14 protein-coding genes and 1 pseudogene are annotated in these 15,260 nt (G+C 70.9%); 8 read left to right on the forward strand and 7 right to left on the reverse strand.

The annotated features are described in order from the left end of the window. Positions 1–284: PASTA domain-containing protein (locus tag AB0C29_RS10530; RefSeq protein WP_360818150.1), on the forward strand; the 284-nt coding region annotated here is incomplete at its 5' end. On the opposite strand, the gene AB0C29_RS10535 is transcribed toward AB0C29_RS10530, so the two are convergent. Both AB0C29_RS10535 and AB0C29_RS10540 read right to left on the reverse strand, forming a co-directional pair. Continuing rightward, positions 257–1,171 (reverse strand): rhomboid family intramembrane serine protease, encoded by a 915-nt coding sequence (locus AB0C29_RS10535; RefSeq protein ID WP_360546454.1) that lies wholly within the window; start codon positions 1,169–1,171, stop codon positions 257–259. The two genes, AB0C29_RS10530 and AB0C29_RS10535, sit on opposite strands and share 28 nt — an antisense overlap. A gap of 32 nt (positions 1,172–1,203) precedes the next feature. After that, positions 1,204–1,728: a peptidylprolyl isomerase gene (locus tag AB0C29_RS10540; RefSeq protein WP_212994471.1), complete on the reverse strand. Its 525-nt coding sequence runs from the start codon at positions 1,726–1,728 to the stop codon at positions 1,204–1,206. Between the two features lie 200 nt (positions 1,729–1,928). On the opposite strand from AB0C29_RS10540, the gene AB0C29_RS10545 reads away from it, so the two are divergent. Beyond that, the gene (locus AB0C29_RS10545) at positions 1,929–2,660 is read left to right on the forward strand and encodes a hypothetical protein (RefSeq protein WP_360818153.1); all 732 of its coding nucleotides are present in this window, start codon (positions 1,929–1,931) and stop codon (positions 2,658–2,660) included. Between the two features lie 70 nt (positions 2,661–2,730). On the opposite strand, the gene eccB is transcribed toward AB0C29_RS10545, so the two are convergent. The 3 genes from eccB to AB0C29_RS10560 form a co-directional block, all read right to left on the reverse strand. Beyond that, positions 2,731–4,200, reverse strand: a complete 1,470-nt coding sequence (eccB, locus tag AB0C29_RS10550; protein WP_360818156.1) for a type VII secretion protein EccB — start codon at positions 4,198–4,200, stop codon at positions 2,731–2,733. A 64-nt stretch (positions 4,201–4,264) separates the two neighbouring features. After that, positions 4,265–5,404 carry a magnesium/cobalt transporter CorA gene (corA, locus tag AB0C29_RS10555; protein ID WP_360818159.1) on the reverse strand — a complete coding sequence of 380 codons (1,140 nt, stop codon included), beginning with the start codon at positions 5,402–5,404 and terminating at the stop codon, positions 4,265–4,267. A gap of 310 nt (positions 5,405–5,714) precedes the next feature. Further along, positions 5,715–6,809 carry a PLP-dependent aminotransferase family protein gene (locus tag AB0C29_RS10560; RefSeq protein WP_360818162.1) on the reverse strand — a complete coding sequence of 365 codons (1,095 nt, stop codon included), beginning with the start codon at positions 6,807–6,809 and terminating at the stop codon, positions 5,715–5,717. 238 nt (positions 6,810–7,047) lie between these two features. Here AB0C29_RS10560 and AB0C29_RS10565 point away from each other — a divergent pair, with 238 nt between their 5' ends. Genes AB0C29_RS10565 through AB0C29_RS10575 form a run of 3 tightly spaced genes read left to right on the forward strand, consistent with a single transcriptional unit; the run spans position 7,048 to position 9,540 of the window. Continuing rightward, positions 7,048–7,779 carry a phosphocholine cytidylyltransferase family protein gene (locus tag AB0C29_RS10565; protein WP_360818164.1) on the forward strand — a complete coding sequence of 244 codons (732 nt, stop codon included), beginning with the start codon at positions 7,048–7,050 and terminating at the stop codon, positions 7,777–7,779. Next, positions 7,767–8,828 carry an iron-containing alcohol dehydrogenase family protein gene (locus AB0C29_RS10570; protein ID WP_360818167.1) on the forward strand — a complete coding sequence of 354 codons (1,062 nt, stop codon included), beginning with the start codon at positions 7,767–7,769 and terminating at the stop codon, positions 8,826–8,828. The genes AB0C29_RS10565 and AB0C29_RS10570 overlap by 13 nt, the downstream gene beginning before the upstream one ends. Beyond that, positions 8,803–9,540 (forward strand): CDP-alcohol phosphatidyltransferase family protein, encoded by a 738-nt coding sequence (locus tag AB0C29_RS10575; protein ID WP_360818170.1) that lies wholly within the window; start codon positions 8,803–8,805, stop codon positions 9,538–9,540. The genes AB0C29_RS10570 and AB0C29_RS10575 overlap by 26 nt, the downstream gene beginning before the upstream one ends. A gap of 1 nt (position 9,541) precedes the next feature. Here the strand turns inward: AB0C29_RS10575 and AB0C29_RS10580 are convergent, their stop codons facing one another. Continuing rightward, positions 9,542–11,062 (reverse strand): arylsulfotransferase family protein, encoded by a 1,521-nt coding sequence (locus tag AB0C29_RS10580; protein ID WP_360818173.1) that lies wholly within the window; start codon positions 11,060–11,062, stop codon positions 9,542–9,544. Positions 11,063–11,092: 30 nt separating this feature from the next. Further along, the gene (locus AB0C29_RS10585; RefSeq protein ID WP_360818176.1) at positions 11,093–12,283 is read right to left on the reverse strand and encodes a glycosyltransferase; all 1,191 of its coding nucleotides are present in this window, start codon (positions 12,281–12,283) and stop codon (positions 11,093–11,095) included. Positions 12,284–12,308: 25 nt separating this feature from the next. Here AB0C29_RS10585 and AB0C29_RS10590 point away from each other — a divergent pair, with 25 nt between their 5' ends. The 3 genes and pseudogenes from AB0C29_RS10590 to AB0C29_RS10600 all read left to right on the forward strand — a co-directional run. Then, on the forward strand, positions 12,309–13,169 hold the full coding sequence (locus tag AB0C29_RS10590) for a DNA-formamidopyrimidine glycosylase family protein (RefSeq protein ID WP_360818179.1): 861 nt from the start codon (positions 12,309–12,311) through the stop codon (positions 13,167–13,169). A 253-nt stretch (positions 13,170–13,422) separates the two neighbouring features. After that, positions 13,423–14,919 (forward strand): sugar transferase, encoded by a 1,497-nt coding sequence (locus AB0C29_RS10595; RefSeq protein ID WP_360818182.1) that lies wholly within the window; start codon positions 13,423–13,425, stop codon positions 14,917–14,919. A gap of 45 nt (positions 14,920–14,964) precedes the next feature. Further along, positions 14,965–15,260, forward strand: a pseudogene (locus tag AB0C29_RS10600) (sensor histidine kinase); the annotation flags it as partial.

A 15,260-nucleotide genomic window follows, 5' to 3' on the forward strand; every position in this document is an offset into this window, starting at 1 on the left:
CGAGAGCCGCCCAGGCGAGGGCGGCCGATCGCGCACGAGCCCGCGAGGAGATCGCCATGCCCGCTCTCGTCGGCCTCGGGCTGGCCGGTGCGCTGGACGTGGCAGCACGCGCCGGCCTGACCGACGTCTCGGTCTGCCACACACCGACCGGCGAGACCCCGATCCGTCGGTCGGAATGGCGGGTCACCGGTCAGGACGTGGCCGCCGGGACCCGGATCGACTCCGGCCGACGGGTTTGTCTGACCGCGACCGGACGTCAGCTCATCAAGGACAGCGTCCGGTAGACAGCCAGCGCCAGCAGGATCACCAGGATCGCCGCGCAGCCGACCCCTTGGACCAGGTTGCGTTTCTCCTTGGGCGCGTACGCCAGCACAGCCGCCGTCGCCGCGCCGACGACCAGGCCGCCGAGGTGCCCCGCGACCGAGATGTTCGAGATGACGAAGGTGAAGACGACGTTGATGACGATCACCGGCAGGATCGGCGCCACGCTCAGATTCAGGCGCTTGAGCAGCACGAAGATGCCCGACATCAGGCCGAAGACGGCCGTCGACGCGCCCGCGGTCATGGAGTTGGGCGCGGAGAGCAGATAGGCCGCCACGTTGCCGCCGAGGCCGGCCAGCAGGTAGAGCCCCACGAAGCGGGCCGGGCCGAGCACCCGTTCGATGTCGCGCCCCAGGAACCACAGGGCGTACATGTTCATCAGCAGGTGCAGCACGCCGTAGTGCAGGAACATCGCGGTGAACAGGCGATACCACTCGCCGTGGGCGATGCCGTGCGGGACCACGTCGCCGGCCGGGCCGTACACGGCGGAGCCGAGCACCGCGCCCCACTCGGTGAGCGGGGTGCTGCCGCCCAGCAGGCCGCCCCAGCCGCCGCCGGCGATCGCGTTCGCGCCGCCGCTCAGGATGGAGACCAGCATCACGACGACGTTGACGCCGATGAGGACCTTGGTGGTCGTGCCGGCACGGCCGGCCACGCTGCCGCCGAAGGCGGTGCGGGCCGGCCGCTGCGTGCGCCTGCCCTGGGCAACGCACTCCGGGCACTGGTGGCCGACCGAGGCCTCGTTCATGCAGTCCGGGCAGATCGGCCGCTCGCAGCGGGTGCAACGGACGTAGGTCTCTTTCGACGGGTGTCGGTAGCAGACCGGCGCCGTCACCGGAGACTCACTCATACCCACAACGGTACCCGGACGGGGTAACGGAACTACGCGCGCTCGATCTCCACGCGCTCCACCACGACGTCCTCGCGCGGACGGTCGCCCGGACCGGTCGGCGTGGCCGCGATCGAGTCGACGACCTTGGCCGACTGCTCGTCGGCGACCTGGCCGAAGATCGTGTGCCGGCGGTTGAGGTGCGGGGTGGCGCCGACGGTGATGAAGAACTGCGAGCCGTTCGTGCCCGGGCCGGCGTTCGCCATGGCGAGCAGGTAGGGCCGGTCGAACTGCAGCTCCGGGTGGAACTCGTCGGCGAACTGGAAGCCCGGGCCGCCGCGGCCGGTGCCGGTCGGGTCGCCGAGCTGGATCATGAAGCCGGCGATGACGCGGTGCGAGATCGTCCCGTCGTAGTACGGGCCGCTGCCCTTCTGACCGGTCCGCGGGTCGACGTAGTCCTTGGTGCCTTCCGCGAGCTCCACGAAGTTGCGCACGGTCGCCGGCGCGTGGTCCGGGAAGAGCTGAAGCCGGATCGGGCCGTGATTGGTGTGCAGGGTGGCGTAAAGAGTCTCGGCCACGGGTACTCCCATCAGTGTCGCGGTCGCCGGTCGCTAGGTGGAGGACCGGCGCTGGACAGTTCTTTGCAGTTCGGATCCTCCCCCATGTGTCTGATCCGGCAACGCGGGGGTACCCAAGAGGGCAACATGACGTGGGAGAGAACCACAGGAGGTGGGCACTGGTGTTCGCAACGATGCGACGGAAGAACCGCAGCGCAAAGATGAAGAGCGAGCTCGGTCAGAGCGTTGATCACTTCAAGCGTGCGGCATCGCTCGCCGCTCAGGAGACCAGCGCGACCGTGGGTCCCCGTTTTTATGCCGCCCGCGACCGCGTGCAGCCGACGGCCACCAAGGCCAAGGATGCCGCGTCGAGCAGCTGGGGCAGCGCCGTGGCGACGCTGACCCCGTTGGTCACCGCCGCGACCGAGAAGGCGCAGCAGGTGAGCAAGAGCACGGCCAAGGCCAGCAAGAAGGACATCAAGGCCGGCAAGAAGGACGCGAAGAAGAACGCCAAGAAGCTGCAGAAGCGGGCCGACAAGACGCTGGGCCGCAAGCAGAAGAGCCGTACGGGCAGCAAGCTCGGCGGTCTGCTGCTGGCCGGCGCCGCAGTGGGTGCCGCGGGCGCCTACGTGCTGCGCAAGCGTCGTCAGGAGCAGTGGGACGAGTACGACCCCAGCCCCGCGACGACCCGGATCACCAGCACCGACGAGGCGCTGGCCAAGCCGGCCGACCTGTCCGGTCCGTCGGGCTTCGTCACGCCGAAGGGTGAGACCGGCCCGGTCGTCGGGGCTGTCGGTTCGGACCCGGCCAAGGGCGTCGACCCGACCGTCGGTGCCGGCACGCCGGAGCCGGCCATCGAGCTCGTGGACGCCGACCCGGTCGACCAGACCCAGTCGGCGCAGCACAGCCCGAAGGTGGCCCGGCTGGCCAGCGGCGGCCAGAAGAAGAACTGACCCCCGGTAACGCAGATCGTGCAGGCGGGTGGGCGCTCCGAAAGGAGCCGTCCGCCCGCCTCGCTGTGTCTCAGCCCTCGGTGGAGTCGCCCTGGCGGGCGCGCACCGGGTCGAGCGCCGGTCCCTGTGGCAGCAGCGAGACGAGCTGACCCGGGATCGGGGCAGGCTCGACACCGGCGTAGCCGAGGCGGGGCAGCACGTCCCGGTTGGCGACCGGATAGCGGCGGCCGGTGTCCGTCACGATGCTGACCGTGCCGCTGCCGGCCGGCGCCGTGGGTGAGGCGGCCGCCACGACCAGCGCGCCCTTGCCACGCGGCACGTGCACCAGGTCGGCCTGCACCCCACCCGCGACGGCCGGCGCACCGGCGACCGGGCTGCCGTTCGGGGCTGTCGGGCCGATCCGGATGCTGAGCACACCCTGACCGGCGTCACCCTTGGCGTCCTCGCCGTCGTAGCTGAGGCACACCTGCTCCGGGCCGTTGAGCAGCACCGGGACCGCGGGCGGCAGGCCCGCGGCGGCGGCCTCGCCGATCAGCTGGGTCTGCGAGTGCGGCAGGCTGCTGTACAGATTGAGGTCCATGTCCTGGCGGTCGTACGCCTCCGGGTCGACCTGCAGCAGCCGCGCCTGCACGTCGGTGATGTCGGCCACGCCGTCGCCCAGCACGACTCCCCACTTGTCCGTCCCGCTGGCGTCGCCGCGGATGCGCAGCAGCTGGCCGATCTCGAAGTCGTCGATCGCCGGCGACGGGTCACCGAGGTCCCGGATCCCCGGCGGCTTGAGGTCGGGCCCGATCGGCACCGCGTTGATCCAGGCCGCCGCCACCGGCAGCGGCTGCTGGGTCCAGCCCAGGAACGACTGGGTGCGCTGGAGCCGGCCGGCCGGGATCAGGAACCGCTTGTTGTTGTAGACCAGATAGGTGCGCCCGGACGGGTCGACGACCAGCAGGCCACGCAGGTCGGCGGCGGGAGTGTCGGCCCGGGGCACGGGCAGCACGGTGCCGTCGGTGAGCCGGTCGCCGACGACCAGCAGGCTCTGCGCCGGGGTGCCCGAGCCGGAATCGGCCGGCGTCCGCGAGCAGACCGTCCACACCCGCTTCACCATCCCGCCCTTGGCCGCCGGCAGCGAGTCGGGGGCGTCCGGGATGCCGAGCGGATCGCCCAGCGGCACCTTGGCCAGGCTCTGCGACGAGGCGTCGACCATCTTGGGCTCGGTCGCGTTGGCGATCAGCAGGGCCGAGCTGTAGTTGAGCACCGGGTGCATCCGGTCGTCGGACTTGAGGTAGACGAAGCGGGCGCCCGAGCCCTTCTCCAGGAAGACCACCGCCTCGTTGCGCGGCTCGACCGAGCTGCGCCCCTTGAGCAGGCCGTAGACGGCGGCGCCACCGACGGCCAGCGAGGCGACGACCAGGCTGATCAGGGCGGCGCTGCCGGCCCGGCGCAGCGGCGAGCGGTGCGGATCGGGGTCGTGGGTGACCAGCGCGGCCACCACCCGCTGCTGCGAGTACTGGTACGAGTGCAGCTGATCCTGGCGTGACGGCACGCGACTTCCCTCCCCAGGGCGACCCCGTCACTGTAAAGGGCGGCCGGGTGCGGTGGGGGGCGGGTCAGAGCCAGCCGTTGCGGCGGAACGCCCGGTAGAGCAGCACGGAGATGGCCAGCATCAACGTGACCAGCGCCGGGTAGCTGTACTGCCAGCCGAGCTCGGGCATGTGCTCGAAGTTCATGCCGTACACGCCGGCGATCGCGGTCCAGACCGTCGCGATACCGGCCCAGGCGGCGATCTTGCGCATGTCGTTGTTCTGGTCGACCGTGACCTGGGCCAGCCGCGCCTGCAGGATCGAGTTCAACAGGTCGTCGTACGAGGACACCTGCTCGACCGTACGGGTCAGGTGGTCCTGCACGTCGCGGAAGTAACGCCGGATCTCCTTGGGCACCTGCCGGCTCTGCGGCGAGGTGATCGTGGCCAGCGGCCGTTGCAGCGGCACCACCGCCCGGCGGAACTCCACGATCTCGCGCTTCATCTGGTAGATCTGCTGCACCGGGCTGCCGCTGTCGCGGGAGAAGGCACCCTCCTCGATGATGTCGAGATCGGCCTCCACCTGGTCGGCCACCTCGATGTAGGCGTCCACCACCCGGTCGGTCACCGCGTACGCGACCGCCCACGGCCCCTGCGCGAGTAGCTCGCCCCGGGCCTCCATGTCGGCCCGCACGGGCGCCAGCCGGGAGGCGTCGCCGTGCCGGACCGTGATGACGAAGCGCTCGCCGACGAAGATCATCATCTGCCCGGTCTCGACCACCTGGGAGGTCTCGGTCAGCTCGCCGTGCGGCACGTAACGCGCGGTGCGCAGCACCAGGAAGTGCACCGAGTTGAACTGCTCCAGCTTGGGCCGCTGCTCCGCCTTGACCGCGTCCTCCACGGCGAGCTCGTGCAGGTCGTAGGTGCGGGCGATGGCGGCCATCTCCGCCGCGGTGGGCTCGTGCAGGCCGAGCCAGACGAAGGCGTTCTCGCGGCTGCACGCCTCGCGCAGCGCCTCGTCCGGGGTGAAGTCGCCGGACTCGCGCTTGCCGTCGACGTAGACGCCGCAGTCCACCACCGCGGTGCCGTGGAAGGGCTCGCCCGGTTCGGCGGGCCGGCCGTCGTCGGCGCCGAGGAACCGGTTCATCGCCCGGACCGGGGCAGTCCAGGCCCGGGACAGTGACCTGTTGACGCCGGTGGTCCGGCTGCGGTGCACGTCGTCGCTCATGGCTGCCTCCCCCAGGGGTGATGTCGGCCGGCCTCGCGGTGAGGCCTGCACGAGGCTACGCCCGTTACCTTGCCCGGCCGGGCCACCCGCATGCCGGTCGGCCGGGTGGCGCCGGACGGACCGGCCGCATTTCGGGGGGTGAAGGTGCGATCGGCCCGCCCGGCGCCGGGGGGCGGGGGTGGGTGTCGACGCACCGGGCCGCATGGTCATGCAGTCGGTGCAGCAGCATTGTGAGCCGAACGCCGGTCCCGGGGAAACCCGGGACCGGCGTCTGAGGCGCAGTGTCGGAAACCCGACAGTCAGGCAGGTATCAGGCGGAGACCTCGGCGATGGCCGCCGCCAGCCGGCGGACGCCCTCGTCGATCTGGTCGACGGTGACCGCGGAGAACGCCAGCCGCACCGACGACTTACCGCCGTCCAGCAGGAAGTCGCTGCCCTTGACCACGGCGACACCCTTCTTCATGGCCGCCGGGAACAGCTTGTCCACGTCCACCGAGGACGGCAGGTCCACCCAGAGGAAGTAGCCGCCGTCAGGCTCGGTGAAGGTGGCGCCGGGGATGTGCTCGCGCAGCGAGGCGGCGAGGACCCGGGCCCGCTCCGCGAGCGCCGTGCTGACCGTCCGCACCGACCGCTCGATGTCGCCGGAGACGCAGAACTGGTGCACGATCGCCTCGGACACCATGCCGGGCGAGATGTAGAGGTTGGTGGCCTTCTTGGCGATGGCGTCGATCAGGGCGGCCGGGCCGACCAGATAACCGACGCGCACACCCGGGCACACCGTCTTGGTGAAGCTGGAGGCGTGCACGACCACGTTCTCGGTATCCATCGACAGCATCGACGGCAGGGCCTCGCCGCGGAAGCGGATGTCCACGTACGGGTCGTCCTCGAAGATCGTGAAGCCGTACTCGACCGCCAGGCTCAGCAGCGCCTGCCGCTTCTCCAGCGAGAGCGTGACACCGGCCGGGTTCTGGTAGTTCGGGATGATGTGGGCGAGCTTCGGGCGCAGGCCCGCCTCGAGCATCCCCTTGAGCTCGGCGACGTCGATGCCGTCCGGCTCGATCGTCACCTGGTGCACCTTGCCGCCCAGGTTCTGCAGGTTCAGCAGCGTGCGGTCATAGGTCGGCTTCTCCACGATCACGTCGTCGCCGGCCTTGACCAGGTGGTTGAAGAGGAACGCGTCGGCCTGCAGCGAACCGTTCGTCACGATGACCTGGTCCGCGTCGACGCCGTGCTTCTCGGCGATCCACTTGCGCAGCGGGACGTAACCGACGGAGGTGCCGTAGGCGGTCACCCCGGCCGGATCGGCGTCGAAGGCCCGGGCGGCGGCGGCCTTGAGGCCCTGCACGTCGATGATGTCCAGGGACGGAGCCCCTCTTGCGAACGAGATCAGCTGCTCAGCGGTCATGCCCCCAAGCTTACGAGCAGGCTCTATGGCATTTTTCGTGTGTCCCCCGGCCCCGCCGTCCGGCGGCGGAGCTCTCGTCGGGGACGACGACGGCCGCATTTCTTCCAGCGCCGGCGACCGCCACGCAGGCTTTTTCCGCACTGGCCGAGGACGGCTCCGCGGTCCTGCACAATCTCGGTATGTGAACCCACCGCTATCCTCGGCTGGCACGCCCCTCACTTCGGGAAGGAACCACCCCATGATCGGCTTGGTACTCGCCGCCGGCGCCGGACGCAGGCTGCGTCCCTACACGGACACGCTGCCGAAGGCGCTGGTCCCCGTGGACGGGGAGACCACGATCATGGACATCTCCCTGCGCAACCTCGCGGCGGCCGGGCTGACGGACGTGACGATCGTGGTCGGCTACCAGGCCGGCGCGGTCGAGCAGCGCAAGGACGCGTTCGAGCAGAAGTACGGCGTGAAGATCTCCCTGGTGCACAACGACAAGGCCGAGGAGTGGAACAACGCCTACTCGCTGTGGCTGGCGCGGGACCACTTCGCCCAGGGTGCACTGCTCGTGAACGGCGACACCGTGCACCCGGTGAGCGTCGAGCAGACCCTGCTGGCCAACCGCGGCCCCGGCATTCTGCTCGCCATCGACAATGTGAAGAAGCTTGCTGACGAGGAGATGAAGGCAGTCTTCTCGGCAGATGGCCGGCTCACAAAGATCACGAAACTGATGGAGCCGGCCGAGGCCTCGGGCGAGTACATCGGCGCCACGATCATCGAGGCCGAGGCGGCCGCCGGCCTGGCCGACGCGCTGCGGGCGACCTTCGAGCGCAACCCCGACCTGTACTACGAGGACGGCTACCAGGAGTACGCCGACCGGGGCGGCGAGATCCGCGGGGCGGCGATCGGCGACATCCCCTGGGTCGAGGTGGACAACCACGACGACCTCGCCAAGGCGCGGGACATCGCATGCCGTTACTAGCCCGCAGCGTCCAGACGCCGCTGCACATCGACGTCCGCCGGGGCGCGGTCGCGGACCTGGGCCGCATCCTGGCCGACGGCCGGATCTCGGCCGGCGGTGACGTGGCCGTGGTGGTCGGCCCGGGTCAGGGCGAGCGGATCGCCGAGATGATCCGGCCGTCGCTGGGCTCGGCCGACGTCTACACGACCACCGGCGGCACCCTCGACGCCGCGCTGGAACTGGCGGCCAAGCTGCGCTCCCGCTCGTACGACGCGGTGGTCGGCATCGGCGGCGGCAAGACCGTCGACGCGGCCAAGTACGCGGCCAACCGCTGGGGCATGCCGATGGTGTCGGTGGCCACCAGCCTGGCCAACGACGGCATCGCGTCCCCGGTGGCCAGCCTCATCAACGACGGGATCAAGGGCTCGTACGGCGTGCACATCCCGTACGCGGTGATCGTCGACCTGGACTTCGTGGAGAACGGCCCGGACCGGGTCAACCGGGCCGGCATCGGCGACGTGATCAGCAACATCAGCGCGCTGGCCGACTGGGACCTGGGCCGGGAGGTCCGCGGCGAGCCGGTCGACGGCCTGGCCGCGTCGCTGTCCCGGGTCGGCGCCGAGGCCATCCTGAGCATGCCGGGCGACATGCAGGACGACGCTTTCGTCACCATCCTGGCCGAGGCGCTGATCTCGAGCGGCCTGGCCATGGCCGTGTGCGGCAGCAGCCGCCCGTGCAGCGGTGGCTGTCACGAGATCATCCACGCGACTGACACGCTGTTCCCCGGCACGGCGTCGCACGGAGAGCTCGCCGGCCTGGGCGCGCTGTTCTGCACGTTTCTGCGCGGCGACGAGCGCCGCTTCGCCCAGATGTCCGACTGCCTGGTGCGGCACAGCCTGCCCCGCACGGCCGCCGACGTCGGCCTGAGCCGCGAGCAGCTGGTCGAGGTCGTCGACTTCGCGCCGCGGACCCGGCCGGACCGCTACACCATCCTGGAACACCTCGCGATGTCGCCGGACGAGATCCGCAGGAAGCTGGCCGAATATGACGACGCCGTCGCCGGCCGCTGAGCCGACAGTGGACCGCCCGCCCACCGCCGCCGACTACTACGGCGTGAACAGGGGCGGCGGGCTGTTCAGTGAGGCGATCAGCCAGCGGGTGGGTGCCCGCATCGCCGTCTTCGCCCACAAGCACCGGCTCGCCCCGACCGTCCTGACCGTGGCCAACCTGGGGCTCAGCTGCCTGGTCTCGTTCGTCGTGGTGGCGGCGGCCGGACCGGTCGCGGACGGCCGGGTGTGGGCCTGGCCGGTCGGGTTGCTCGCGCTGGTCGGCTGGCAGTTCGCGTACGCGCTGGACTGCTCGGACGGCCAGCTGGCCCGGGTCACCGGCCAGACCAGCGCGGCCGGTGGCCGGGTCGACGTGCTGTGCGACGTGGCCGGTCAGATCGCGCTGGTGGCAGCCCTGTCCGCGGTGGCCGAGGCGCAGGTGCCGGAGACCCCGGCCTGGCTGGTCGCCGCCTTCGCGGGCACCTGGATGGTCAACCTGGTCACCTCGGTGATGCAGACGGGCAGCCAGGCGTCGAGCATGGTGACGAGCCGCTCGCTGCCCGTCCGCGTGGTCAAGCTGGTCCGCGACTACGGTGCGGTGATCGCCCTGGCCGGTCTGGTGCTGACCCTGGCGCCACAGTGGACGATCTTCGTGATCGGCGCGTTCACGCTGGTCAACGGCGCCTTCCTGGCCGCCAGCATCGCGTTCGCGGGCCGGACCGCGCTCAAGGGCTGACTCAGACGCGGACCGGGATCGCCGACGAGATCCCCAGCACCTTCCCGCTGCTGTCGAGCGCTTCGGCGACCACGTACTCCGGGGTGCCCGGCAGCTTCAGGGTGGTCTCGAAGCCGGTGCGGCCGGCCTCGGCGGTCTGGTCGAGCGCCCGTGGCTGGCCGCCGGCCCGGGCCCGCCACTTGGCGACCTTCGTGCTGCCGTTCCAGCTCGTGCTGACGACCACGTTGCCGCCGTCGACGTGCAGGCCCAGGGCGGGCTGGTCCAGCGGCGCACCGGCCCACTCAGCCTTGTACGCGCGGTACGACTGGTTGTCGAGCGGCAGGTGCCCGTCGAGCCGTACGGTGCCGTCCGGGGCGTACTCGGTGAAGTAGGGCTTCTGCCCCCAGCCGATGAACGAGCCGCCGTCGGCCAGCTCCCGGAAGTTGCCCTGCGTCGGCGCCGACAGCTTCTCCGGGTGCAGGAACTCCTGCACGAAGGTGACCGTCTTGGCGCCCTCGTCGACCTTGAAGACCAGGCCGCGGGACTGCTCGCGCTCCTTGGTGACGCCGGCGCCGTTGTCGAAGACGCTGTACGACCCGTCGCGCCGCCGCCGGAAATCGTGCTGCCAGCTGAACTTGGACTTCTCGTCGACGGTGAGGTCCGACTTCTTGCCGCCGACGCGCCAGTGCACCTCACCCGACTTACGATCGATCTTGTAGACCGCCCAGGTGTGCCGCGCGGAGGCCAGGATGTGCCCGTCCGCGTCGAGCCCGACCGAGTTGGCGTGGAAGTAGTCGTACGGCAGGTGCGCGGAGTCGCCCTCGGGCAGCGGCGCGTACGACTCGGACAGCTCGACGTGGTCCCGGGCCCGCCACTCGAAGATCCGCTTGCCGGTCCTGATGTCGATCTCCTGGATGACCCCGTCGTGCAGCACGCCGTCGGCCGGCCCGCCCAGCGCCGACAGGTCGTACGGGACCGGGTCGTAGACCCAGAAGATCGCGGTGTCGTCCGGCGTGATCACGAAGTCGTGCTGGTCGGCCTGCTCGGAGCCCGCCGCCCGGACCCGGGTGATCTCCCGGTACGAGGTGTCCGCGATGACGAACTCGCCCTGCCCGACGCCCTGCCCGCCGGTGCCGCCGATGGTCCCTTCCCACCAGGTCAGGACCGGCTTGTTCTGGTACTGCTGGACCTTGAAGTCGATCGCCACCGTGGCCGGGTCGGGCACCTTGCGGAACCAGACCGGCGAACCCTTGTCGTCCACGATCAGCGGGCCCCACAGCCCGGCACCGGAGGCGGGCGTCAGAAAGATGTAACCGGGGGCGGTCGCGTTGGCCGGCGTGGTGATCGTGACGTCGGGCAGCGTGCGCAGGTCGGGGCGGGACCGGTACTTCGCGGGGCCGGCCTGCGGGGCGGCCTGCGGGGTCTCAGCGTCGTCCTGGCCGGCGGCGATCGCATAGCCGGCCCCGGCCCCGGCCGCGGAGAACACCACGGCCCCGCCGACGCCGAGCAGGAGGTTGCGGCGCGAGAGTTTGGCTTCGGTCACGGGGCCAGCTTTCCCCGTTTCGATGGTGATCTACCTCGATGCGGGATGAGAATTGCCTGTGAGCCCGGCATAGATGTCGATGAGTCGCCGGGTCACCACGTCCGGGTGGAAAGCCCGCAGGTAGCGGTCGCGGGCGGCGGGCGCGACAGCCGCGGCGTCGACGCGGGCGATCGGCAGCGCGGTGGCCAGCTTCTCCGGGTCGGGCCCGACCGCCCAGCCCGCCGGGGTCACGGTCTCGCCGATCCCGAGCAGGTACGGGATCCCGCCGACGTCGGTGCCGAGCACCGGCCGGCCCGCGGCCATCGCCTCCAGGATCACCGTCGGCAGCACGTCGTCCCAGGTCGGCACGGCCACGATGACGGCGGCGGCGCGGCGGGCGGCGACCATGCCGGCCTGGTCCAGCGCGCCGAGATAGGTGACGTCGGCCCGCTCGGCCGCGGCCTGCTCGGCCAGCGGACGCAGCTCCCCGTCGCCCGCGATGCGCAGCTGCCCCAGGGCCCCGTCGGGGTGCCGGCGCCACGCGTCGAGCAGCAGCGCCAGGCCCTTCTCCGGGGAGAGCCGGGCGGCGTACAGGAAACCGTCACCCAGCGGCTCCGGATCGCCGGGATCCGGCAGTCCGTTCGGCTTGATCACGATGCGGTCATCCGGAATGCCGTAGTTCCGCAGGTGCTCGGCGATCCGCCCGGTGAGCGCGATGTAGCGGTCCACCGACTTCCAGGTCGGCCGGTGCACCGCCAGCGTGGTCGCCATCAGGGCACTCTGCGCCGCCGAGCCGCGGTAGCACTTGTGCACGACGGCCGGCCAGCCCACCACCTTGCCCCGGCAGTCGTGGCAGTTGTGCCCGTCCCGGAAGTAGAGCCCGGACGAGCAGACCTGCCGGTAGTTGTGCACGGTCTGCACGACCGGCACGCCATGCGCGTGCGCGGTCCGCACGACCGACGGCGACAGCAACGGGTACGGGTTGTGCAGGTGCAGCAGATCCGGGCGCTCCCGCCGCAGCAGGTCGGCGAGGTCCCGCTGGGCCGCCCGGCCGAAGATCGGCGACAGCGGCAGCAGGGCCTTCTGCGCCAGCGGCAGCTCCCCGATCGAGTCGGAGGCGCGCTGGAACGGCAGCACCTCGATCCCGGCCGCCGTGAGCTGCGCGATCTCCGTGTCGACGATGACGTTCTCGCCGGACGGGATGGCCTCGCGATATCTGTTGTGCGCTACGACGACCTTCACGCCGGGAAACGCTACCGTTGAGGGCGTGCCGGAGCTTCCCGAGGTCGAGGCGCTCGCTGCGTACCTGCGGGAGCGTGCGGTCGGCCGTACAGTCCAGCGTTTCGAGGTCTCGTCCTTCAGCGCGCTGAAGACCTACGACCCGCCCGCCTCCGCCGTCGCCGGCCTGGTCGTCACCGCCGCCGGCCGGCACGGCAAGTTCCTGGATCTCACGCTCGGCACGGACCTTCACCTGGTCGTGCACCTGGCCCGGGCCGGCTGGCTGCACTACCGCGAGTCGTTCAAGTCGCCCGCCCCGCTCAAGCCGGGCAGCGGGCCGATCGCGATCCGGGTACGCCTGGACGACGAGTCCGGCTTCGACCTGACCGAGGCCGGCACCCAGAAGTCACTGGCGGCGTACCTCGTGCGTGACCCGGCCGAGGTGCCCGGCGTGTCGCGGCTGGGGCCCGACGCGCTGGAGGTCGACCGCGACCAGTTCGCCGAGCGGCTGCGCAGCCGCCGCGGCCAGGTCAAGGGCGTGCTGACCGACCAGGAGGTGCTGGCCGGCATCGGCAACGCCTACTCCGACGAGATCCTGCACGTGGCCCGGATGTCGCCGTTCGCGCTGACCAGCAAGCTGACCGACGAGCAGATCACCACCCTGTTCGAGGCCATGCGGCAGGTGGAGACCGACGCCGTGACCCGCTCGGTGGGGCAGAAGGCCGCCGAGCTCAAGGGGGAGAAGCGCGCCGGGATGCGGGTCCACGCCCGTACGGGTCTGCCGTGTCCTGTGTGCGGCGACACGGTCCGCGAGGTCTCCTTCGCGGACAAGAGCCTGCAGTACTGCCCGACCTGCCAGACAGGCGGAAAGCCGCTCGCCGACCGCCGGTTGTCCAAGTTGATCCGATAGTCACGCAGCGTGCACATACCGTTCCGTGGGGGAAAGCGGGCACAACGTCCCCTTCTTCTGGACCGTTCCATCGGTATAGTGGCCCGGTCCCACGCTTCGTGCGCGGCGCGCTAGGGACCGGCGGCCCCGCCGGAGCCCCCAGGGCCGTGGCGGTGCGTAATGTTCTCGGTGTGGGCGGTACGTGATGCGGGAGGACGTAGGCGAGGTGACCACAAGCCTCCAACGCCCGGGAACCAGCAAGAGCCGGAGCGGCATGCCGTACGACAGTTTCGAGTGGCAACAGGAGCCGCCGCCCAGCAACGGCGTACCCCGGTCGGCCTGGACCCGTTCCCACCGCCGGCTGTCGCGCTGGCACCGGCCGTACACGTTGATCCTGATCATCCTGGATTTCGTCTCGGCCATCCTGGCCAGCGCCCTGGCCGTCACCTTCATCCAGAAGGCCAGCTCGGGTTTCCAGGGCCGGGAGAACATCTTCTACTTCGTCGCCTTCGTCGGCCTGCCACTGGGCTGGATCTTCACGCTCTGGGCCAACGGCAGCTACGACCGGCGCTACCTCGGGCTGGGCAGCGAGGAGTTCAAGCGGGTCTTCCGCTCCTCCATCACGGTCGTGGCCGCGGTCTCACTGCTGGCCTTCGGCACACGCACCCAGCTCTCCCGCGTGACGGTGGCCTACGTCTGCGTCGCCGCCCTGATCTTCATCCTGTTCTGCCGCTACTCGGCCCGGCAGGTGCTGCACGTGGCCCGGCGGCGCACCGGTCACGGCGCGCACCGGATGATCCTGATGGGCACGCTGCCCGAGGCCCTCGAGGTCTACACGGCCGTCACCCGCAGCCCCGCCGCCGGCCTCATCCCGGTGGCCATCCACCTCACCGACGGTTACTCCGCGGCCAGAGGCATCGAGACACCCGTGCCGGTCTACGCCGGCCGGGACGTGCTCGCCCTGGTCCGTGAGGTCGGCGGCGACACGATCGCGGTCTGCGGCTCGGCCAGCGCCGAGCCCGGCGAGCTGCGCCGGCTGGCCTGGGCCCTGGAGGGCACCGGCGTCGACCTGGTGGTCGCCCCGCAGCTCACCGACATCGCCGGCCCGCGCGTGCACATCCGCCCGATCGAGGGCCTGCCGCTGCTGCACGTCGAGGAGCCGACGCTGTCCGGCCCCGGCTGGCTGGCCAAGAACCTGCTCGACCGGGTCGCCGCCTTCTTCGGCCTGCTCTTCCTCAGCCCGGTCCTGGCCGTGATCGCCATCGGCATCAAGATGGCCAGCCCCGGCCCGGTCTTCTTCCGCCAGCCCCGGGTCGGCCACGAGGGCCACACCTTCCGGGTGTGGAAGTTCCGGACCATGGACGTGGACGCCGAGGAACGCAAGGCGACGCTGGAGGAGCTCAACGAGGCCGACGGCATGCTCTTCAAGATGAAGGAGGATCCCCGGATCTTCCGGTTCGGGAGCAAGCTGCGGGCCACCTCCCTGGACGAGCTGCCCCAGCTGATCAACGTGCTCAAGGGCGAGATGTCGCTGGTCGGGCCGCGCCCGCTGCCCGCCGACGACGGCGACTACCTGGGCGACGTGCGGCGGCGGCTGCTGGTGCGCCCGGGCATCACCGGCCTGTGGCAGGTGTCGGGCCGCTCGGACCTGTCTTGGGACGAGGCGGTCCGGCTGGACCTCTACTACGTCGACAACTGGTCGCTCACGTACGACCTGGGCATCCTCTGGCGGACCATCTGGGTAGTGCTGAAGCGCAAGGGCGCGTATTAACTCCACGCGCTGGTTTTTCCGGAAGTTTCCGGTCAGGATGCGTGCGTGGCTGGTCAGGTCGGCAGTGTGCTGGCGGTTCTTGCCGTGCTGGCCGCTCTGGTCGGTGCGGTCGTCGCCGTGCTGCGGCTACGGGCCCGGCGAGGGATCGCCACGGCGGGACAGCGGGCCACCTACGACGTACTGCACACCGCTTCACTGGCTGCCGAGCCGCTGCGTACCGGGCTGACCCCGTCGTCGGCCGCCAAGGCCGCGCGGCATCTGCGGCGCCTGGTCGGCGCGCCCGGGCTCACCGTCGCCGACGGCGAGCGGTGCCTGGCCTTCGACGGGCGCGGCGGGCACCA

This window comes from Actinoplanes sp. NPDC048791 (assembly GCF_040650095.1).
Lineage (GTDB): Bacteria > Actinomycetota > Actinomycetes > Mycobacteriales > Micromonosporaceae > Actinoplanes.

Bases quoted from the DNA above. Each gene is read 5' to 3' on its own strand.
- AB0C29_RS10535 (WP_360546454.1), bottom strand. From the start codon at position 1,171: ATGAGTGAGTCTCCGGTGACGGCGCCGGTCTGCTACCGACACCCGTCG.
- AB0C29_RS10545 (WP_360818153.1), top strand. From the start codon at position 1,929: ATGAAGAGCGAGCTCGGTCAGAGCGTTGATCACTTCAAGCGTGCGGCA.
- corA (WP_360818159.1), bottom strand. From the start codon at position 5,404: ATGAGCGACGACGTGCACCGCAGCCGGACCACCGGCGTCAACAGGTCA.
- AB0C29_RS10560 (WP_360818162.1), bottom strand. From the start codon at position 6,809: ATGACCGCTGAGCAGCTGATCTCGTTCGCAAGAGGGGCTCCGTCCCTG.
- AB0C29_RS10565 (WP_360818164.1), top strand. From the start codon at position 7,048: ATGATCGGCTTGGTACTCGCCGCCGGCGCCGGACGCAGGCTGCGTCCC.
- AB0C29_RS10570 (WP_360818167.1), top strand. From the start codon at position 7,767: ATGCCGTTACTAGCCCGCAGCGTCCAGACGCCGCTGCACATCGACGTC.
- AB0C29_RS10575 (WP_360818170.1), top strand. From the start codon at position 8,803: ATGACGACGCCGTCGCCGGCCGCTGAGCCGACAGTGGACCGCCCGCCC.
- AB0C29_RS10595 (WP_360818182.1), top strand. From the start codon at position 13,423: ATGCCGTACGACAGTTTCGAGTGGCAACAGGAGCCGCCGCCCAGCAAC.